At 70.0% G+C, this 18492-nt stretch carries 25 protein-coding genes and 1 tRNA gene; 12 read left to right on the top strand and 14 right to left on the bottom strand.

The window, feature by feature from the left end; all coding sequences use genetic code 11:
- Nucleotides 1-12: 12 nt before the first annotated feature.
- The 3 genes from IE307_RS25890 to IE307_RS25880 all read left to right on the top strand — a co-directional run bounded on the left by IE307_RS25890 (nucleotide 13) and on the right by IE307_RS25880 (nucleotide 2648).
- On the top strand, nucleotides 13-1152 hold the full coding sequence (locus tag IE307_RS25890; RefSeq protein WP_191301958.1) for a carboxylesterase family protein: 1140 nt from the start codon (nucleotides 13-15) through the stop codon (nucleotides 1150-1152).
- Entirely contained in the window at nucleotides 1149-1907 is a 759-nt protein-coding gene (locus IE307_RS25885) for a class I SAM-dependent methyltransferase (RefSeq protein WP_191301957.1), read from the top strand. Before IE307_RS25890 ends, IE307_RS25885 begins: the two co-directional genes overlap by 4 nt.
- A gap of 126 nt (nucleotides 1908-2033) precedes the next feature.
- Complete coding sequence (locus IE307_RS25880; protein ID WP_229905065.1) at nucleotides 2034-2648, top strand: TetR/AcrR family transcriptional regulator; 615 nt, start codon at nucleotides 2034-2036, stop codon at nucleotides 2646-2648.
- Here the strand turns inward: IE307_RS25880 and IE307_RS25875 are convergent.
- Complete coding sequence (locus IE307_RS25875) at nucleotides 2645-2866, bottom strand: DUF3618 domain-containing protein (protein WP_191301956.1); 222 nt, start codon at nucleotides 2864-2866, stop codon at nucleotides 2645-2647. The two genes, IE307_RS25880 and IE307_RS25875, sit on opposite strands and share 4 nt — an antisense overlap.
- A gap of 109 nt (nucleotides 2867-2975) precedes the next feature.
- Between IE307_RS25875 and IE307_RS25870 the strand changes: the two genes are divergently transcribed.
- A tRNA-Leu gene (locus IE307_RS25870) sits at nucleotides 2976-3049 on the top strand.
- On the opposite strand, the gene IE307_RS25865 is transcribed toward IE307_RS25870, so the two are convergent.
- Complete coding sequence (locus tag IE307_RS25865; RefSeq protein WP_191301955.1) at nucleotides 3047-4132, bottom strand: ATP-binding protein; 1086 nt, start codon at nucleotides 4130-4132, stop codon at nucleotides 3047-3049. The two genes, IE307_RS25870 and IE307_RS25865, sit on opposite strands and share 3 nt — an antisense overlap.
- 302 nt (nucleotides 4133-4434) lie before the next feature.
- Here IE307_RS25865 and IE307_RS25860 point away from each other — a divergent pair, with 302 nt between their 5' ends.
- Nucleotides 4435-5049, top strand: a complete 615-nt coding sequence (locus IE307_RS25860) for a DedA family protein (RefSeq protein WP_229905064.1) — start codon at nucleotides 4435-4437, stop codon at nucleotides 5047-5049.
- Nucleotides 5050-5520: 471 nt separating this feature from the next.
- On the opposite strand, the gene IE307_RS25855 is transcribed toward IE307_RS25860, so the two are convergent.
- The gene (locus tag IE307_RS25855) at nucleotides 5521-6567 is read right to left on the bottom strand and encodes an FAD-dependent oxidoreductase (protein ID WP_191301954.1); all 1047 of its coding nucleotides are present in this window, start codon (nucleotides 6565-6567) and stop codon (nucleotides 5521-5523) included.
- 94 nt (nucleotides 6568-6661) lie between these two features.
- Between IE307_RS25855 and IE307_RS25850 the strand changes: the two genes are divergently transcribed.
- The 5 genes from IE307_RS25850 to IE307_RS25830 all read left to right on the top strand — a co-directional run bounded on the left by IE307_RS25850 (nucleotide 6662) and on the right by IE307_RS25830 (nucleotide 10421).
- Nucleotides 6662-7408, top strand: coding sequence for a hypothetical protein (locus IE307_RS25850; protein WP_229905063.1), 747 nt, complete (start codon nucleotides 6662-6664; stop codon nucleotides 7406-7408).
- Between the two features lie 7 nt (nucleotides 7409-7415).
- Complete coding sequence (locus IE307_RS25845; RefSeq protein ID WP_191301953.1) at nucleotides 7416-8444, top strand: LLM class flavin-dependent oxidoreductase; 1029 nt, start codon at nucleotides 7416-7418, stop codon at nucleotides 8442-8444.
- A 337-nt stretch (nucleotides 8445-8781) separates the two neighbouring features.
- Entirely contained in the window at nucleotides 8782-9309 is a 528-nt protein-coding gene (locus IE307_RS25840; RefSeq protein WP_191301952.1) for a hypothetical protein, read from the top strand.
- A 22-nt stretch (nucleotides 9310-9331) separates the two neighbouring features.
- A complete protein-coding gene (gene bcp / locus IE307_RS25835) occupies nucleotides 9332-9799 on the top strand; it encodes a thioredoxin-dependent thiol peroxidase (protein ID WP_191301951.1) in 468 nt (155 codons plus the stop codon).
- A 283-nt stretch (nucleotides 9800-10082) separates the two neighbouring features.
- A complete protein-coding gene (locus IE307_RS25830) occupies nucleotides 10083-10421 on the top strand; it encodes a DMT family transporter (protein WP_191301950.1) in 339 nt (112 codons plus the stop codon).
- Between the two features lie 21 nt (nucleotides 10422-10442).
- Here IE307_RS25830 and rdgB read toward each other — a convergent pair whose 3' ends face one another.
- Together rdgB and rph are read right to left on the bottom strand one after the other, a co-directional pair.
- On the bottom strand, nucleotides 10443-11042 hold the full coding sequence (gene rdgB / locus IE307_RS25825; RefSeq protein ID WP_191301949.1) for an RdgB/HAM1 family non-canonical purine NTP pyrophosphatase: 600 nt from the start codon (nucleotides 11040-11042) through the stop codon (nucleotides 10443-10445).
- Entirely contained in the window at nucleotides 11039-11803 is a 765-nt protein-coding gene (gene rph, locus IE307_RS25820; protein ID WP_191301948.1) for a ribonuclease PH, read from the bottom strand. The genes rdgB and rph overlap by 4 nt, the downstream gene beginning before the upstream one ends.
- A gap of 49 nt (nucleotides 11804-11852) precedes the next feature.
- Between rph and IE307_RS25815 the strand changes: the two genes are divergently transcribed.
- Entirely contained in the window at nucleotides 11853-12347 is a 495-nt protein-coding gene (locus tag IE307_RS25815) for a DUF2231 domain-containing protein (protein ID WP_229905062.1), read from the top strand.
- Here the strand turns inward: IE307_RS25815 and IE307_RS25810 are convergent.
- Genes IE307_RS25810 through IE307_RS25795 form a run of 4 tightly spaced genes read right to left on the bottom strand, consistent with a single transcriptional unit; the run spans nucleotide 12305 to nucleotide 14814 of the window.
- Nucleotides 12305-12721 carry an OsmC family protein gene (locus tag IE307_RS25810; RefSeq protein ID WP_191301946.1) on the bottom strand — a complete coding sequence of 139 codons (417 nt, stop codon included), beginning with the start codon at nucleotides 12719-12721 and terminating at the stop codon, nucleotides 12305-12307. The genes IE307_RS25815 and IE307_RS25810 overlap by 43 nt on opposite strands.
- On the bottom strand, nucleotides 12718-13485 hold the full coding sequence (locus tag IE307_RS25805; RefSeq protein WP_191301945.1) for an MBL fold metallo-hydrolase: 768 nt from the start codon (nucleotides 13483-13485) through the stop codon (nucleotides 12718-12720). The genes IE307_RS25810 and IE307_RS25805 overlap by 4 nt, the downstream gene beginning before the upstream one ends.
- 1 nt (nucleotide 13486) lies before the next feature.
- On the bottom strand, nucleotides 13487-14236 hold the full coding sequence (gene murI, locus IE307_RS25800) for a glutamate racemase (protein WP_191302168.1): 750 nt from the start codon (nucleotides 14234-14236) through the stop codon (nucleotides 13487-13489).
- A gap of 11 nt (nucleotides 14237-14247) precedes the next feature.
- Nucleotides 14248-14814 carry a rhomboid family intramembrane serine protease gene (locus IE307_RS25795; protein WP_229905061.1) on the bottom strand — a complete coding sequence of 189 codons (567 nt, stop codon included), beginning with the start codon at nucleotides 14812-14814 and terminating at the stop codon, nucleotides 14248-14250.
- Nucleotides 14815-14892: 78 nt separating this feature from the next.
- On the opposite strand from IE307_RS25795, the gene IE307_RS25790 reads away from it, so the two are divergent.
- The gene (locus tag IE307_RS25790) at nucleotides 14893-15753 is read left to right on the top strand and encodes an SMP-30/gluconolactonase/LRE family protein (RefSeq protein ID WP_191301944.1); all 861 of its coding nucleotides are present in this window, start codon (nucleotides 14893-14895) and stop codon (nucleotides 15751-15753) included.
- On the opposite strand, the gene IE307_RS25785 is transcribed toward IE307_RS25790, so the two are convergent.
- The 5 genes from IE307_RS25785 to IE307_RS25765 form a co-directional block, all read right to left on the bottom strand.
- A complete protein-coding gene (locus IE307_RS25785) occupies nucleotides 15743-16327 on the bottom strand; it encodes a maleylpyruvate isomerase mycothiol-dependent enzyme family protein (RefSeq protein ID WP_191301943.1) in 585 nt (194 codons plus the stop codon). The two genes, IE307_RS25790 and IE307_RS25785, sit on opposite strands and share 11 nt — an antisense overlap.
- A gap of 95 nt (nucleotides 16328-16422) precedes the next feature.
- Nucleotides 16423-17373 carry a PLP-dependent cysteine synthase family protein gene (locus IE307_RS25780; RefSeq protein WP_189158898.1) on the bottom strand — a complete coding sequence of 317 codons (951 nt, stop codon included), beginning with the start codon at nucleotides 17371-17373 and terminating at the stop codon, nucleotides 16423-16425.
- Nucleotides 17374-17381: 8 nt separating this feature from the next.
- The gene (locus IE307_RS25775) at nucleotides 17382-17654 is read right to left on the bottom strand and encodes a MoaD/ThiS family protein (protein WP_030479225.1); all 273 of its coding nucleotides are present in this window, start codon (nucleotides 17652-17654) and stop codon (nucleotides 17382-17384) included.
- 31 nt (nucleotides 17655-17685) lie between these two features.
- A complete protein-coding gene (locus IE307_RS25770; RefSeq protein WP_268250407.1) occupies nucleotides 17686-18096 on the bottom strand; it encodes a M67 family metallopeptidase in 411 nt (136 codons plus the stop codon).
- Between the two features lie 85 nt (nucleotides 18097-18181).
- A complete protein-coding gene (locus IE307_RS25765) occupies nucleotides 18182-18478 on the bottom strand; it encodes a hypothetical protein (RefSeq protein ID WP_191301942.1) in 297 nt (98 codons plus the stop codon).
- Between the last annotated feature and the right edge of the window lie 14 nt (nucleotides 18479-18492).

Raw genomic sequence — 18492 nt, 5'->3', positions numbered from 1 at the left:
AGTATCGGGAGCGTGCAGATCACCTCCGACGGCCTCGTGCGGGCCCGCGGCATCCGTTATGCGACCGCTTCCCGTTTCGCCGCGCCGCAGCCGCTCGCCTGGGACGGCGTGCGCTCCTCCGAGCGCGGCCCCGCCTGCCCGCAGCCGCCGTCGTCGCTGGCCGCGGTGGTGGGCAACTCGGTCGAGGGGCTGTCGTTCGACGAGCACTGCCACGTGCTGAGCGTGACGGCTCCGGCGGACGCCTCCGGCCTGCCGGTGATGGTCTGGTTCCACGGCGGCGCCTACGTGACCGGCAGCGGCGAGTCCACGAAGTACGACGCCTCGTTGCTCGCGGCGGAAGGTGTCGTGGTCGTCAGCGTCAGCTACCGCCTCGGCGTTTTCGGTTACCTGCAGGACAACCTGGGCCTGCTCGACCAGCTCACGGCGCTGCGGTGGGTGCGGGACAACATCAGCGCGTTCGGTGGTGACCCGTCGAACGTGACGGCGTTCGGGCAGTCGGCGGGTGCCGACTCCGTGTACGCGCTGATGCTCGTGGACACCGAGAACCTGTTCCACCGCGCGATCCTGCAGAGCGCGCCGCTGGGCACGCGCAGCCCGGAGCGGGCCGACATGACGGCCGCGCTGCGTTCGTCCATTTCGGTCGGCGCCTCCACCTCCGCCGAGGACGTGCTGGCGGCTCAGACCGCCGCCGTCGCCGAGGTCGGACCGAAGTTCGCCCCGTCGGGCGGCATGCCGTTCGCACCGGTGCTGGACGAGGTCGACCTCGCCGCGGCCGCCTCCCGCGTCGAACTGCTCGTGGGGCACACGGCCGACGACGGCAGCCCGTACGTGCAGAGCCGTGAGCACTGGGAGGCCGTGACCGAGTTGGTCTTCGCCCTCGGCGCTCGCGACCTGGCACGGGACTGGGCGGCGGCAGGCGGTCAGGTCGCCACCTACACCTTCGGGTGGGCACCGGCCGGCGCCCCTCTGGGTTCGTGCCACTGCATGGACCTGCCGTTCCTGTTCGACCCGGACGGCTGGCGCGGCGCCGGCATGCTCGCCGGGCAGGAACCGGATCCCGTGCTGGCCAAGACCATGCGCGGCGTCTGGACCGGGTTCGCGCGAAACGGGATGGACGCGCTCCCGTCGCGCTCGCTTGAATTCGGCGTGTGACCGACCGCGAGCACCTGCGCACCACGTTCGGACAGGACGCGGCCCGCTACCACCGGGCCCGTCCCGGCTATCCTGCCGAGCTGTTCTCCCTGCTGTCCGGGCCCCGGATCCTGGAGATCGGGCCCGGCACCGGCCAGGCCACGCTGCCGCTGACGTCGCTCGGTGACGTGACGGCCGTCGAGCTGAGCCCTGATCTCGCGGCCCTCGCCCGTGTGCACGCGCCGGCGGCCGAGGTGGTCGTGGCGGACTTCGAGGTCTGGCCGTTGCCCGAGGAGCCGTTCGACCTCGTGGTGTCCGCGACGGCGTTCCACTGGCTCGACCCGGCCACGCGGATGGCCCGCTGCGCGGCGGCGTTGCGTCCCGGCGGGGTGCTGGCCGTGATCTCGACGCACCACGTCGCGGGCGGGACCGAGCAGTTCTCCGTGGACGTGCAGGAGTGCTACGAGCGCTGGGACCCCACGACGCCACCGGGTCTGCGGCTCTCCCCCGCGGCGGACGTCCCCCGCGAGTTCGATGAGAGCGCGTTCTTCGGCGAGCCCGAGTTCCACCGGTACGAGTGGGACCTCGCCTACAGCACCGAAACGTACGTCGACCTGCTGCTCACGTACTCGAACCACATCACGCTGCCCGACCGGGACCGGTTGGTCGCGGACATCGGCCGGCTGATCGACACGCGCTACGACGGCCGGATCGTGAAGCGCTACATGACCCAGCTCGCTTTTGCGCGGTCCTCTCGCGCGGACCGCGCAAGATAGAACTCACAACAACACGATGCAACAACCGGGTGCTGCTCACCCTGCCAGGTGGGCAGGACGCCTAGGATGTTCCGCCAAAGGGGCGGGGAGACACGCGCGTGCCGTGTCCTTGTACGAGGAGGTGGCATGGCCGTGTCGACAACGGCGTTCAACGAGGGCAGGACCCCGCAACGGGGCCGCCCTCGCGACGCCAGCAGGGACGACGCTTTACGCCAGGCAGCGCTCGAGGTGATGGCCGAGGTCGGGTACCGGGCCCTCACCATGGACGCGGTGGCGGCCCGTGCGAGAGCGGGCAAGGCGACGATCTACCGGCGGTGGGAGTCGAAGCTCGATCTCGTGATCGACACGTGCACCCAGCTCGCCACGCAGAACCTCGCGGCACCGGACACCGGTTCGCTGGCCGGGGACCTGCGCGAGTTCCTCTCGTCGTTCGCCGCGTTCCTGTCCGGACCGATCGGCAAGGCCGCCCAGGCACTCGTGGGCGAGCTCCCGCACGAGCCCGAGCTGGCGACGGCGTTCCGCGAGACGTTCCTGATCTCCCAGCGCGACGTGCTGCGCGGCATCCTCGACCGGGCCGCCGAACGGGGCGAGCTGCGCGCTGACGCCCCGCGCGGCATGGCCGTCGAGATCGCGGGCGCCGCCCTGATCTACCGGCTGATGCTGACCGGGGACCCGCTCGACGAGCCGTTCGTGGAGAAGGTCGTCGAGCAGGTGCTCCTGCCGTTGGTGCGGAACAGCTAGCGGAACAGCTTGCGCACCAGCGCGAAGCCGACCACCGCGCCGACCGCGATCAGCGTGTACTTGACCTTGGGCTGGCTCAGCACGTCGAGCACGGACGACTTGCCCTGCTCGACGAGCTTCTGCGGGTTGGCCCGCTCGCCGAGCTCGTCCAGGGTGGCGGCCAGCGCGGTGCGAGCCTGTTCGATCTCGCGCTGGATGGTGTCGGGATCGCGAGCCACATGTCCTCCTAGCAGCGGTTCTACCGCCAACCGTAGTGGACGGCGGGTGGCGCGGCTTCGCGCGACCCGCGAGAGCGAGTCCGTGGCAGGGCTATAGGCTTCCCCGCGAGGGGTCGTAGCCCAATTGGCAGAGGCACTGGGTTTAGGTCCCAGCCAGTGGGGGTTCGAGTCCCCCCGACCTCATTGACCAGCGGTTTCAGCGGTTCGCCGCGGGGTCTGCCCGCGGCGGGCCTGCTCCGCGAGCCGTTCCCTGCCGTAGAGCCTGATCGACTCCAGCTGCTCGAACCGGCCGCTCCCGGTGAACGTGAGCAACGACTTCGACACGAGCGCGGACAGCAGCACCAGCACCCGGTCCGTCGGCAGGTCGCACGCCTGCACCGCGCCGTCGAGCCCGAACCCGCCCGGCCCCTGCGAGATGCACCGGAACACGTGCTGCTCCTCGGCGCTGAGGTGGTCGTAGCTCCAGCCGATCGCGGCGCGCAGGCTCCGGTGGCGTGCGGCGGCGGTGCGGTTGCCGCGGTTGAGCAGCTCCAGCCGGTCGTCCAGCCGCGCCAGGAGCTCCTCGACGGTCAGCACCGTCACGAGCCGTGCCGCGAGCTCCATGGCCAGCGGCAGGCGGTCCAGCCTCGCGCACAGGGCCGCGACCGCGTCTCGTCCGCCGAGCCGCAGACCCACCTGGTTCGCTCGGGCGCGGTCGGTGAACAGCTCCACGGCGTCCCCGAGCGACAACGGCTGCACCGCGAACAGCACCTCCCCCGGCAGCCGCAGCGGTTCCCTGCTGGTCGCGACGACCGTCAGACCGGGACAGCCGAGCAGCAGCGGTTCGAGCACCGCCGCGCACTCCGCCGCGACCCGCTCGCAGTTGTCCAGCACCAGCACCGTCTTCCGCCCGCTGAGCGCGCGCACCAGCGTGCTCAGCACGGGCTCTTCGCTCCGCTCACCGAGCGCCGCCGCACACGCCCGCGCCACGTCCACCTCGGCGGCGAGCTCGACCCACGTCGCCCCGTTCCCGGCGAACTCCTTGACCAGCCTGCTCTTCCCGACACCCGCCGGACCGACGAGCGTGAGCACGCGCGCTTCGTTCCTCCTGAGCCGGCCCAGTTCGGCGTCCCGGCCGATGAAGCTGTCCAGCGCCGCGACGGGCTCGTTCACGCGCTGCCGGTAAGCCCGCTGCCGGCACGCGTTCGAGCAGTACCGCGCGCGTCTGGGCCGGGAGGTGGCGGCCGCGGTGCCGCAGAACGCGCACGTCTCCACCTGGTCTGCCATCGAAAAGATCGTAGTCAAACGATCCTGTCGCCGGAAAGGCCTTTCCGCCGCTTTGTGGACGAACGGACCGCGCTGTTTCCTTTGTGGACGAGGAGGATCATGAAGAATGTTCGGATATGGTCGGCGTGAGCACTCTCACCCTGAGCTCTTGGACCGCACTCGGAACTGACCCGTTCCTGTTCGGACGCAAGAACTCCTCTGCTTCCGAGGGTTTTCCCCGACCCGGAGGTGGGGTTTCCCCCACCCCAACATTGCGGGTTACCCCAATGTCCCCACCCCCATCCATCCGTAACTTGGACGACATGAACTTGGTCGACTGGGTCACCGACCTGATGCACGCGGCCGGCGCACCCGGAGCGGCGTTGGCGATCGCGCTGGAGAACCTGTTCCCACCCCTGCCCAGCGAGGTCTTCCTGCCCCTGGCCGGCTTCACCGCGGCCCAGGGCAAGATGTCGCTGTTCGACGCCATCGCCTGGACCACCTTCGGCTCCGTCGCGGGCGCACTCCTGCTGTACTGGATCGGCGCCCTGCTGGGCCGCGACCGAGTCCGCCACATCGCCTCCCGCATGCCCCTCGTGCGAGTGTCCGATGTGGACAAGACAGAGGCCTGGTTCCTGCGCAACGGCTACCGCGCGGTCTTCTTCGGCCGCATGATCCCGGTCTTCCGCAGCCTGATCTCGATCCCGGCCGGCGTCGAACGCATGCGATTAGCGCCGTTCCTCGCCTACACCGCCGCCGGCAGCCTCCTGTGGAACACGGCGCTGATCCTCGCGGGCTACCTGCTGGGCGACAACTGGCACCTGGTCGAGCAGTACGTGGGCATCGGCTCGAAGGTCGTCCTGGGCCTCGCAGTCGTGGCCGTGGCCGTCTTCGTGGTCACCCGCATCTCGAAGAAACGAGCCGACACGAACGCCTGACCACCCTGCCGTTCTCGGCTTCGGCCCGCGGGCCGTCCGCGACCTTCAGGCTGTCCCCAGGCCCCGCCCACGAACAGCAGCGCGCCTGCCGCCCCGACGGCTCACGATCGCAGCGCGCCTGCCGCCCCGACAGCGTTGGCCGACGGCCCGGCGCCACGACATAGCTCTGCGGCCCCGATTGTCTTCGTGGTCATCCGCGTGTCGCGGAGACCAGCCAGCACGAACGCCTGACCGCGCCGCCGGTCCCACCCGGTCCACGGACCGGTTTGCGAGCTCCACGCTGTGCTGGAACCTCGCTCCGCCTACGAACAGCAGCGCTCCACCCAGTTCCCCAACAGCGCTGGCCGACGGCTCATACCCCGAGGCATCCATTCACAGCCACGACGGTCGCCACGGCGACCCGCGTGTCGAAAAAGCCAGCCAGCCCGAACACCTGATCCCGGCGCTTCCAACCTCAACCCCGGTCCACCACTAACCCGCGGCCTTCACACCGTCCAAATACCCCACAAGCTCCCGAACAGCAGCCCGCCCAGCCCGATTGGCCCCGATGGTGCTGGCCGAAGGCCCATACCCCACAAGATGGATCCGCGGATCCGACACCACACGGGTGCCGTCCACCTGAATCCCGCCACCGGCGGCCCGCAGGTGCAACGGCGCGAGGTGGTCGAGGTCATGCCGGAACCCGGTGGCCCACAAGATGATGTCGGCATCGAAGCGCTCCCCGGACGCCCACTCCACACCGGCGGGAGTGATGCGCTCGAACATCGGCTTGCGGTCCAGCACACCAGCGGCCAGACCGGCACGCGTCTCGTCGTTCAGGGCCAGACCGGTGACGCTGACGACGCTGCGCGGGATCAGGCCTGCCCGCACGCGTTCCTCGACCATGCCGACCACCCAGCGGCCGTAGTCCTCGGTGAACGGGCCCTCCCGCCACACCGGTTCGTGCCGCGTGACCCAGCGGGTCTCCGCTGCGAAGGGAGCGAGTTCCAGCAGCAGTTGCGTGGCCGAGGCGCCGCCGCCCACGACCACGACGCGCTTGCCCGCGAAGTCGGCGGGGCCCTGGTAGTCGGCGGTGTGGACCTGGCGGCCCTGGAACGTCTCCTGGCCCGGGTAGTGCGGCCAGAAGGGGCGGCGCCAGGTGCCCGTCGCGTTGATCAGGCCTCGGGTGGTCCAGACGCCGTCGGTGGTCTCGACCTTGAGCAGCGCGCCGTCGTTCACCACCTGGGTGACGTTCACCGGCCTCACCACGGGCAGGTCGAAGAGCTGTTCGTAGCGGGCGAAGTAGGACGGGATCGCCTCGTTCGCGGGTTCGTCGGGTGCGGGCTGCTCGAACGGCATGCCGGGCAGCTCGTGGATGCCGTGCACGGTCCGCATGCGCAGGCTCTGCCAGCGGTGCAGCCACGCGCCGCCCGGAGAGGGGTTCGCGTCCAGCACGACGTGGTCGACACCGCGCCGCCGCAAGAAGTAGGAGGCGGACAGGCCCGCCTGTCCCGCGCCGATCACCACCACGTCCGTCACACCACGGTCAACGTGACGGCACGGTCACTCCGTCTCACCTGTGATCTACGAAACATCGGGCGAAAGGTCATCGTTCTCGCTAGCTTCCGGGGCCGTGCACCTACTTCTGACGACGGCCCTGCTCGCGGCACCCACGACGGCACCCGTTCCCGAACCGACGGCCTCCTACGCGGTCTACGACCGGATCACGCACCAGGTGACCGGCCGTGACGTGCACAAGCAGATCAGATCCGCCTCGCTGGTGAAGATCCTGATAGCGATCGAACAGTTGGAGACGCGGGGCGACGACCCGCGCATCGAACCCATGTTGCGGGTCAGCGACGACAACGCGGCCAGCGAGCTGTGGGTCGAGAACGGCTGGGAGCAGCTCGTCGTGCGCACGGCCGAGCGGCTGAAGCTCAAGGACACGCGTCCGCCGGAGAAGCGCGGCATGTGGGGTTACACGGCCGTGAGCGCGCATGACGTCGTGAAGATCTACAAGTACCTGCTGGAGGACGCCAGGCCGAACGTGCGGCGCACGATCATGGGGCACCTGCAGCGGACCGAGAAGTGCGCGTCGGACGGGTTCGACCAGTCGTTCGGGCTGCCGTCCGCCACCTGGAAGCCCGCGTTCAAGCAGGGCTGGTCGGGGTTCGGCGACCCCGCGAAGCCGTGTGTGGACAGGCCGCGCCCGCGGATCCAGTGGGACCTCGACACGAAGTCGCCGGCCCTGCACACGTCCGGCACGTGCTGGTTCAGCGTCGTCGCGGTGCTGACGCTGCACCCCGAGGGCACCACCTACGAGAAGGCCGCGAAACGAGTTACCCGTCTCACGGAAGAAGTGACGAAGTATCGGTGTTGATCGATGTATGAGCCGTCTGAGTGAGATCCCGCTGTCCGTACTCGACCTCGCGCCCATCACGTCGGGGTCGGACGCGACGACCGCGCTGCGGAACTCGCGGGAGCTCGCTCAGCAGGCAGAACGCCTCGGCTACCACCGCTACTGGTTCGCCGAGCACCACAACATGCCCGGCATCGCCTCGTCCGCTCCGGCCGTGCTGATCGGGCACATCGCGGACGCCACCGAGTCGATCCGCGTCGGTTCCGGCGGCGTGATGCTGCCCAACCACGCCCCGCTGGTGGTCGCCGAGCAGTTCGGCATGCTCGAGGCGCTGCACCCCGGCCGCATCGACCTGGGCATCGGGCGCGCGCCCGGCACCGACCAGAAGACGGCGCGGGCGCTGCGGCGCACCGAGGCCGGTCTGTCCGCGGAGAACTTCCCGCAGGAGCTGACCGAGCTGATCCAGTACTTCGAGGGCACCGCCGAGCTCAACGCCGTGCCCGCCGCGGGCAACAAGCCGCCGATCTGGCTGCTCGGCTCGTCCGGCTACAGCGCGCAGGCCGCGGGACTGCTGGGCCTGCCGTTCGCGTTCGCCCACCACTTCAGCGCCCAGAACACGTTGCCTGCGCTGGAGTTGTACCGCCGTCACTTCCGGCCGTCCGAGGTCCTCGACGCGCCGTACGCGATGGTGTGCGCCTCGGTGCTGGTCGCCGACACCGACGAGCAGGCCCGCTACCTCGCGGGCCCGGGAGCGCTCTCATTCGTGAAGCTGCGCCAGGGCCGTCCGGGCCCGCTCGCCACGCCGCAGGAGGCCGCGGACTACCCGTACACCGAGATCGACCAGCTGGTGGTGGAAGACCGCATGTCCACCCAGGTCATCGGATCCCCCTCAACGGTCCGCTCCGGACTGGACGAGTTGATGGAGTCGACAGCGGCCGACGAGCTGATGGTGACGTCGATCGTCCACGGGCAAGATGACCGTCTGCGTTCGTTCGAACTCCTCAGCGAGATCGCCGAACGGACGCCTTCACTGGGCCGTTCAGCCGCACATACGTGAGTCGGCTAGGCGTGACCTTCACGTTTTGTACGCCACGCGCTGCTCTGAACGGGTGAAAACCGGCTCCGCTTGTAGCGCGTGGCACACAGTGGGCGATGATCGGTGTGAGCGCGCACGCCCCCCGACGCGCTCCCTAGCTTCACCCGGTGGCCTCGGCCACCAGGACGGCGTGGGGCCGGCGCACTTGTGGCGCCGCCCACGCCGCCCATCACGAGTCGGCCACGGCCCTGCACCAGGTCCGCTTCTTCAGGCCACTTTCGTTCGCACTCCCCCTCGGACACCGTCACAGTTGACGTGAGTCGCTCACACCCACCGCCGGGGTGGGAAAGGGGAGTTCGTGAAGTTCGCCAAAACGGCCGCGGGCCTGTGCCTGTTGCTGGCCGTGGCGGGATGTGCGGGCCCCAGTGTCGCCGTCACCCCCAACGAGAACCTGACGGTCGAGCAGCGAGCCGAGACGCCCAGCGCGTCCGGTGCCGCCGCGTTCGGCACGCAACGCGTGTGGGCCTCGGGCCTGTCCGTCGTGGTGTCTGCTCCCCGTTCGCTCACACCGTCCGAAACGGCCGTTCCCCCCGCCAAGCGCACGGCGGTCTTCACGATCACCGTCTACAACGGCTCCAAGGCGCCCTACAGGTCGTCCCAGCTCGCCGTGAAGGCCACAGCGGACGGCAACCCGGCCCCGGAGCTAGTCGACTCCGTCCAGGGCCTCAACGGCCTCGCCGCGGCGGTCGCCGAACTCCCGCCGGGCCGCGACACCCAGCTGCAGCTGGCGTTCGCGGTGCCCGAGGGGCCCGTGGGAGTGCAGCTGACCATCCAGCCGGGCGGACAGGGCCAGGACGCGCCCACGGTCTTCGAGGGCCAGGCCTAGTCTCCGGAATAGTCTCTGGGGCATGACCAGTCGTCTCGAACCTGGTGACACCGCGCCCGCGTTCACGCTGCCCGACAGCGAGGGCAAGCCGGTGTCCCTGTCCGACTACCTCGGCAAGTCCGTGGTCGTGTACTTCTACCCGGCCGCGAGCACCCCGGGCTGCACGAAGCAGGCCTGCGACTTCCGCGACAACCTCGGCGCCCTCGCCGACTCCGGCTACGAGGTCGTCGGCATCTCGCCCGACAAGCAGGAGAAGCTCGCGAAGTTCCGCGACGCCGAGGGCCTGACCTTCCCGCTCCTCGGCGACCCGGACAAGAAGGTCCTCATCGAGTGGGGCGCCTTCGGCGAGAAGCAGAACTACGGCAAGACCGTCCAGGGCGTGATCCGCTCGACGTTCCTCGTCGGCCCCGACGGCAAGGTCGTCAAGGCCATGTACAACGTCCGCGCCACCGGCCACGTCGCCAAACTGCTGCGCGAACTCCCCGCCTGATTTCCCACGCTAGTGAGGCCGCCGTCGCTTTCACCGCGACGGCGGCTTCTTCTTCAGGTATGGTCGAACGGAGGGCGCGCGACAACGCCGCCCCTGTTCCGGTGAGGGTGATATACCGTGTGTCGTTTGACGGCACCTAACGGCCCCGACATCCCGTCTGATTTCACCTTGCGAGTCCACTTCCCCGCACGCGGCGGCTGACCAGGGCTTTCCGCCCACCTGTCATCCGTTCTCTTCAACACGCACGCCTCAGGCCGCGTGCATTTCGCGCTGGGAAAATTCAATGCTCAAGTGGATACTGCTTGCCCTCGCCGTAGGCGCGGAGGTTTTCGCGACCCTCTGCCTCAAATACTCCGAAGGCTTCACAAAACCGTGGCCGGTGGCCGGTCTGGCGGCCGGCTTCATGACGGCCCTCTACCTGGAATCGCTCGTGATCAGAATGGGCCTGCCGGTCGCCATCACTTATGCGATCTGGGCGGGCGCCGGCATCGCGCTGGTGGCGATCACGAGTCGTGTGCTGTTCTCCGACCCGCTGAACCTGGCCATGCTCGCGGGCATGGCCCTGATCGCCGCTGGCGTGTGCGTCGTGTCGGTGGCCTCACACGCGCAGGCCACCGCATGACCTCGTTGCCACGACGAGAAACTAGACCAGCTTGCGCAGGTGCGGGACCAGGAGCTTGAGGGCGCGGCCCCGGTGGGACTCCGCGTCCTTCTCCTCCGCCGTCATCTCAGCCGAGGTGACGGCGGATCCCTCCGGCACGAAGATCGGGTCGTAACCGAACCCGTTGGCACCACGACGAGCCCGCAGCAACGTGCCGCGCCACTCGCCGCGAACGACGACCTCGTCGCCGCCAGGAACGACAAGAGCCACCACCGAGACGAAGGCCGCACCGCGGCGCTCGTCCGGCACGTCGCCGAGCTGTCCCAACAGGAGGTCCAGGTTCGCGTCGTCATCACCGTGACGACCGGACCACCGCGCGGACAGCACGCCGGGCATGCCGTTCAGCTCGTCCACGGCAAGCCCGGAATCGTCGGCGACGGACACCAGACCGGTGGCGGCAGCGGCGTCGCGGGCCTTCGCCAGCGCGTTGCCCTCGAAGTCCGGCGCGGTCTCGGGCGCCTCGGGGAACTCCGGCACGTCCGAGAGCGACAGCACCTCGATGCCGTCGAGCGACTCCGCCACGACGATGCGCTGCAGCTCGCGGAGCTTCTTCGCGTTGCGGGAGGCCAGCAGCACCTTCATCGCTTGCTCGCCTTGGGCTCCGGCAGCACGCCGGGGTAGGGCGCGGACAGCGCCTCGGCCTGGAGGCGGTTCAGCTCCGCGCAGCCCTGCAGCGCGATGTCGAGCATGCGGTCCAAAGTGGAACGCGCGAAGGTGGCGCCCTCGCCGGTGCCCTGGACCTCGATCAACGTGCCCGCGTCGGTGGCGACGACGTTCATGTCGACCTCGGCCCGCGAGTCCTCCTCGTAGGGCAGGTCCAGCCGGACCCGGCCGTCGACCACGCCCACGGACACGGCGGAGACCGCGCACGACAGGGGCGACGGGTCGGCGAGGCGGCCGGCCGCGCCCAGGTAGGTGATCGCGTCGGCCAGCGCCACGTAGGCGCCGGTGATCGCGGCCGTGCGGGTGCCGCCGTCGGCCTGGATGACGTCGCAGTCGATGACGATGGTGTTCTCGCCCAGGGCCGCCAGGTCGATGCAGGCGCGGAGAGAACGGCCGATCAGGCGCGAGATCTCGTGCGTGCGGCCGCCGATGCGGCCCTTCACGGACTCGCGGTCGCTGCGGCTGTGGGTCGCGGAGGGGAGCATCGCGTACTCGGCGGTCACCCAGCCGAGGCCGGAGCCCTGGCGCCAGCGGGGCACGCCTTCGGTGACACTCGCGGCGCAGAGCACGCGGGTGTTCCCGAACTCGATCAGGACCGAGCCCGCGGGCCAGGTCTGATATCCACGCGTGATCCGGATGTCACGCAACACGTCGTCGTTTCGGCCGTCGGTTCGCACCACGCGCCCTACCCTAATGAACCCTGCGGAGCGCCATGGCGTAGGGAGAGACATGCTGACGATCGACGGTATTCCGCTCCACCCGTTGCTGGTGCACGCGGTGGTCGTGCTGTTGCCCCTCGCGGCGCTCGGTTCCATCGCGATCGCGCTGGTCCCGCGCTGGCGGCAGAAGTACGCGTGGCCCGTTCTGGGGGTCACGCTGGCCGGTGTCGCGGCCGTTCCGGTGGCCAAGCAGGCCGGCGAGGACTTCCAGGCCGCGCTCGCGCGCAACGGCGTGCAGAACCCCGCCATCCAGGTGCACGCGGACCTCGGCGACATGCTGCTGCCCATCGCGCTCGGCTTCGGCGTCGCGGTGATCGCGCTGGTGGTGGCCGGGCGGCTCGCGGACCGCGAACGCCAGGCGGAGGCACCCACCACGAAGACGTGGCGGGTGGTCTCAGTCGTGGTGTCCGTGCTGGTCGTGCTGCTCGCGGTCGGGACGACGGTGCAGACCGTGCGCGCCGGTCACAGCGGGTCGGAGGCCGTCTGGAGCGGTGTCGGGAGCTGAAGCGGAGCAGTCGCCGACTGCTTCAACGTCCGCGTGACCGTGCAGAGCTGCTCCACGGCACGCCGGACGACGGTTTCCAGGGCCTCCGGGTCGTCCACGGCGGACAGGTCGTACGAGAGCGTCACCGGGATGGAGATCACCTCGTTGCCGCTCTCGGACTGGACCGCGTCCGCGACCGCTGTCAGCTCCTCGCCACCTGTTCTCCTGAGGATCAACGTCTCCGACGTGACCATCGCGCAGCCGGCGGCGGCCGCGACCAGCAGTTCGACCGGGCTGAACGAGCCCTCCTGGCCCTTGCGCCCGATCCGCACCGACGCGCCGCGCCCGTTGGAAGCGACGAACTCGTGCTCTCCGACGCGTTCGATCTCGATCATGTCCGCTCCCCCACCTCGTACCGGCCGCCCTGCACGACCAGCTCACCGGGCCCGCCGAACGCCGACAGGGCCTCCTGCAGCACGGCCTCCCGCGACGTCCACGGCGGCACGTGCGTGACCAGCAGTCGTCCTGCCCCCGCCCGCGCGGCCAGCTCGCCCGCCTGGCGCCCTGACAGGTGCAGGTCCGGCTGGCGGTCGGGGGCGTGCGTCCAGCTCGCCTCGCTCAGCAGCACGTCGACGCCGGCCGCCAGCGAGTCCAGCGCCTCGCACGGCCCACTGTCGCCGGTGTAGGCCAGCGACACCCCGCCGCACGAGATGCGGAACCCGTAAGCCTCGCAAGGATGTGCCACCACGGCGGAGTCCACGGTGAACGGTCCTATCTCGACCGTCGAGCCCAGGCCGTGGAACGAGAACACGTCGGTGAAGTCCAGCGACGACCGCTCGGCCTCATTGGGCGCGTAGGCCGCGACGAACCGCGAATGTGCTTCGGCGGGCGCGTAGACCGGCAACGGCGTGGAAGGCGGCTCCGGGTGGTACTTCCGCGCCACGTAAAGGGAGGACACGTCGACGCAGTGGTCGGGGTGCAGGTGCGAGAGCACCAGGGCGTCCATCGAGAACAGCGGCCGTTCCTCCTGGAACCGCGACAGCACGCCGTTGCCGAACTCCAGCGCCAGCGTGAACCCCTCGGCCTCCAGCAGGTAGCCCGAGGCGGCCGCGCCGGGGCCGGGGATGCTGCCGGAGCAGCCGAGCACGGTCAGCAGCACATCAGCCCCACTGTTCGAAGGTCGGCAGGAACCGGGCGGCGAGCTTCGCGAACCGCTCCGGCGGACCGGTGCAGGTCACGCGGTGCACAGCGGGTTCGGACGCGAACTCGTCTCGCTCGGTCAGCAGCCGCACGACGTCCTTCACCGTCTCCTCGGCGCTCGACACCAGCGTCACGTGCTCCCCCATGACGATCTGGATCACGCCCGTCAGCAACGGGTAGTGCGTGCACCCCAGCACCACGGTGTCGACCTCGGCGCGCTGCAACGGTTCCAGGTACGCCTGTGCCAGCCCGAGCACCTGCCGGCCCGAGGTGATGCCGCGCTCCACGAAGTCGACGAACCGCGGGCACGCCGCCGCCGTCACCGTCACGTCGCGCGCGGCCTGGAACGAGTCCTGGTAGGCGTGCGAGTTGATCGTGCCGACCGTCGCGATCACGCCGACGCGGCCGGAACGGGTCGTCATCACCGCACGGCGCACCGCCGGGAGGATCACCTCGACCACCGGCACGTCGTAGCGCTCACGGGCGTCGCGGAAGCAGGCGGCGGACGCGGTGTTGCACGCGATCACCAGCATCTTCGCGCCCTCGTCCACGAGCCGGTCGCAGATCTCGAGGGCGTGCTTGCGCGCCTGCGCGATCGGGAGCGGCCCGTAGGGACCGTTCGCCGTGTCGCCGATGTAGTGGATCGACTCGCCCGGCAGCTGGTCCATGATCGCGCGGGCGACCGTCAGGCCGCCGACGCCCGAGTCCATGATCCCGATCGTCACGCGGTGAATGTAGCCGGTGTTGTACTGCGACGGTTGTCACGAGACACGCCCCACGCAGCCAGAACTCCGCCGATTGCGCCGAACAGGTGGCCTTCCCACGACACGCCCGGCTGACCGGGCAGCACTCCCCACAGCGCGGCGCCGTACAACGCGAACACGCCGACGGCGATCACCAGCTGCAGCCACGAGCGCGCGAAGATCCCGCGCACCAGCAGGAACGCGAGGAACCCGAACACGAGACCGGACGCGCCGATGTGGCTGCCGGGGCTGCCGAACACCCACACGCCGAGCGCGCTCGACAACCAGATCACCGCGGTGATCTGGAAGAACTGCTTCAACCCGCCCGAGGTCGCGAGGAACCCGAGCAGCAGCAACGGAACGGCGTTGCCGGTGAGGTGGCTCCAGTCGCCGTGGATCAACGGCATCCACAGCAGGTTGTCCCACTCGCTGAAGTCGCGCGGCCGCACGCCGTCGTCCTCCAGCGAACTGCCGGTCGCCACGTCGAAGACCTCGACGACGTAGAGGAACCCGACGAACCCCGCCACCACGAGCGCCGAAAGCACTGGGTGCGGCGGTATTACCCGTTTCGCAAGCGCGGTGCGGTCCACGGCTCCAGCGTACGTGGCGATTAGGGTGGTTGGGTGTCGATCGAAGTAGCGGTGCGCGCGTCGGCCCAGCTCGGCGAGGGGCCGACCTGGGACCACAGCAGTTCCACCTTGCTGTGGGTGGACATCCTCGCCTCCGAGGTGCACCGGTACGCACCCGCGCGGGACGACGACGCGGTGCTCTCGGTGCCCCAGCACGTGGGCGCCGCCAAGCCGCGCGCGCAGGGCGGCATCGTCTGCAACCTGCGCGACGGCATCGCCCTCATCGACCGCGACGGCGCCAAGAGCTGGCTCGTCTACTGGGCGCGCGAGGGCGTGCGCGGCAACGACGCCGGCATCGACCCGTCGGGCCGCCTGTGGGCCGGCACCATGCGCTACGACCAGGCCGCCGACGAGGGCTGGCTCGCCAGGGTCACCGGCGACGGCGCCGCGAAGGTGATGCTGGACAAGGTGAACACGAGCAACGGCGTCGGCTGGAGCCCGGACGCGAAGCTCATGTACTTCATCGACACGCCGACCCGCCGCATCGACGTCCTCGACTTCGACAACGCCACCGGCACCGTCGCGCACCGCCGTCCGTTCGCCCACGTCGGCAACACCGACGGCTGGCCGGACGGGTTGTGCGTCGACGCCGACGGGTGCGTGTGGGTCGCGCTGTGGGGCGGGCACGCGGTGCGCCGGTACACGCCCAGAGGTGAGCTGGACCGAGAGATCGAGGTGCCGGTCGACAACCCGACCGCGTGCTGCTTCGGCGGGCCGGACTTCACCGATCTCTACGTCACGTCTGCTCGTGTGGGACTGTCCGATCAGGCGTTGATGGAGCGGCAGCTCAACGGGTCCGTGCTGGTGCTGCCCGGTGTCGGCCAGGGCGTGCCGGGGACCGCGTTCAACGGCTGAACCCGTCTGCCACCCAGCGCCAGCCGGTCTGCCGCTCGCGGCCGGGCAGGCTGACGCGGTCGGTCGCCCACAGCAGGCCGGTCCAGGGGTCCACGTCGAGGTCGTCGTGGGGGAACATCGCCTCGAGCACGCGAGCGCAGACGTCCCGCGGCGGGTCGAGGCTCAGACCGAGGCCCCGTGCCATGTCCTCGCCGTGCACCAGCGCTTCGACGCAGCCCATGCCGGCGAAGTGCGCGGGGCCGGCCAAGCCGGTGGGGTGGTAGGCGCGCCCGGACGGCTCCGTCGTCCGCACCACCGAGGCGAGGATCCGGCCACCGGTCACGGCGAACTCCAACACCTCGGCCGGGCTCGCCCCCTCGTCCGCGACGGCGAGAAAGCGCACGTAGCGGGAATCCGGCTGGGCGACGAGTTGCGCCGCGTAGGACAGCAGGCAGTCGCCCACGTGTTCGGCGGTGGTGCGGCAGTTCCAGTCCCCCGTGCCGGGCGGGACCACCCAGTCGCGGCCGGTCGCGGGGCCGAGCGCGTCGGCCAGGCAGGAGAGAGCCGTGTCGAGGTCATCAGCGGTCACCGGCATCGCCGCAGGATAGTGGCAACGCTCACGCAGGGGTCCCCCCGAGCTGGGATCCCCTGCGTCACAACGTACCCGGCACCACCGACAAGATCGTCGGGCTACGCCCAGAGGTGGCCGTCGAGCCTCGCCGCGGCCTCGTCCAGCGTCCCGGCGTACGCCCCGGTCGACAGGTACTTCCACCCCGCGTCCGCCACCACGAACACGATGTCGGCGGACTTCCCCGCCACCTCGGCCTTGGTCGCCACGGCCAAGGCCGCGTGCAGGATCGCGCCCGTCGAGATGCCGGCGAAGATGCCCTCGGTCTCCAGCAGCTGCCGGGTGCGGCGCAACGCGTCGTAGGACCCGACGGAGTACCGCCCGGTCAGCACCGACTCGTCGTACAGCTCCGGCACGAAGCCCTCGTCGAGGTTGCGCAGGCCGTAGACCAGCTCGCCGTACCGGGGTTCGGCGGCGATGATCTGCACGTCCGGCTTGGCCTCGCGCAGGAACCGGCCGACGCCGACCAGCGTGCCCGTCGTGCCGAGCCCGGCGACGAAGTGCGTGATGGAGGGCAGGTCCGCGAGGATCTCCGGGCCGGTGCCGCGGAAGTGCGCTTCGGCGTTCGCCGGGTTGCCGTACTGGTAGAGCATGATCCAGTCCGGGTTCTGCTTGGCCAGTTCCTTCGCCGTGGCGACGGCCTGGTTCGACCCGCCGGCGGCGGGCGAGAACACGATGCGCGCGCCGTACGCCTGCAGCAGCTGCTTGCGTTCGGTGGAGGTGTTCTCGGGCATCACGCAGACCAGGCCGTAGCCCTTGAGCTTCGCGGCCATGGCCAGGGAGATGCCGGTGTTGCCGGACGTCGGCTCCAGGATCGTCGCGCCGGGACGCAGCACGCCGTCCCGCTCCGCCGCCTCGATCATGGCCAGCGCGGGCCGGTCCTTGATCGAGCCGGTCGGGTTGCGGTCCTCGAGCTTCGCCCAGATGCGCACGTTCTCCGACGGCGACAGGCGGGGCAGGCCCACCAGCGGCGTGCCGCCGAGCGCGTCCAGGAGCGAGTCGTAGCGGGCCATCGGGAAGATCAGCCGCCCGCGACGGCCGGGAGGATGGTGACGTTGTCGCCGTCCTTCACCTCGGCGGCGAGGCCACCGGAGAAGCGCACGTCCTCGTCGTTGACGTAGACGTTGACGAAGCGGTGCAGCGTCCCTTCCTTGACCAGACGGGCCTTGAGGCCGCCGTGGTTGTTCTCCAGGTCGTCGATGACCTCGGCGAGCGTCGTACCGGCAGCGGACACCGACTTCTCGCCCCCGGTGTGGGTGCGCAGGATGGTCGGGATCGACACGGTGACTGCCATGGTGGTTCTACCTCCGGGAAACGGGTGCAACTCAGGATTCGATGATCTTGACCGGTTCCTCGGTCACGACACCGTCGACGATGCGGTACGACCGCAGCTCGTGCTCGATCGGGTCACGCGTGGAGACCAGCACGTAATGGGCCTCCGGCTCGCCCGCGAACGAGATGTCGGTGCGGGACGGGTACGCCTCGGTCGCGGTGTGCGAGTGGTAGATGACCACCGGCACCTCGTCGTTCGCGTCCATCTCGCGCCACACCTTGAGCTGCTCGGCCGCGTCGAACCGGTAGAACGTCGGCGACCGCTCCGCGTTCTCCATCTCGATGAAGCGCTCAGGGGTCGCGGACCCGTACGGCCCGGCGATCACCCCGCACGCCTCGTCGGGATGGTCGCGGCGCGCGTGGGCCACCATCGCGTCCACCAGGTCACGGCGAATCACCAGCACGCCTTCATCCTACGGGCTGGCGAGAGTTGTCTCGGAATGCGAGATACCTGCGCGAAGGGACTTGTTCGCGCAGGTCAGCGGGCCTTCACCGACGCCGGCTGAGCACCACGACGACGTAGAGGGCGAGCAACGCCACCCCGCGCCGCCGTTGCGCCTGGTCGAGCCCGCGCCACGCGGCCAGTTCGGCCCAGGCGGCGAGCGGTGTGGCGGCGACACCCAGCTTCATCAGCACCTTGCCCACGCCCGGCGGCACCAGGAACGCCAGCGCGAACAACCCGGCGGGCGCGACCACCGCCAGCTCCCTGCCGGGGATCTCGCGCGGCGCACCGGGCGGCGCGAGCTCGGAGACGACACCTGCTGCTTGATCGATCACATCGGCCATGGCGGGTGGTTACC

This window comes from Lentzea cavernae (genome assembly GCF_014653695.1).
Classification (GTDB): domain Bacteria; phylum Actinomycetota; class Actinomycetes; order Mycobacteriales; family Pseudonocardiaceae; genus Lentzea; species Lentzea cavernae.
The sequence above is the reverse complement of the archived record's forward strand: the minus strand, read 5'-3'. Positions and strand labels throughout refer to the sequence as shown.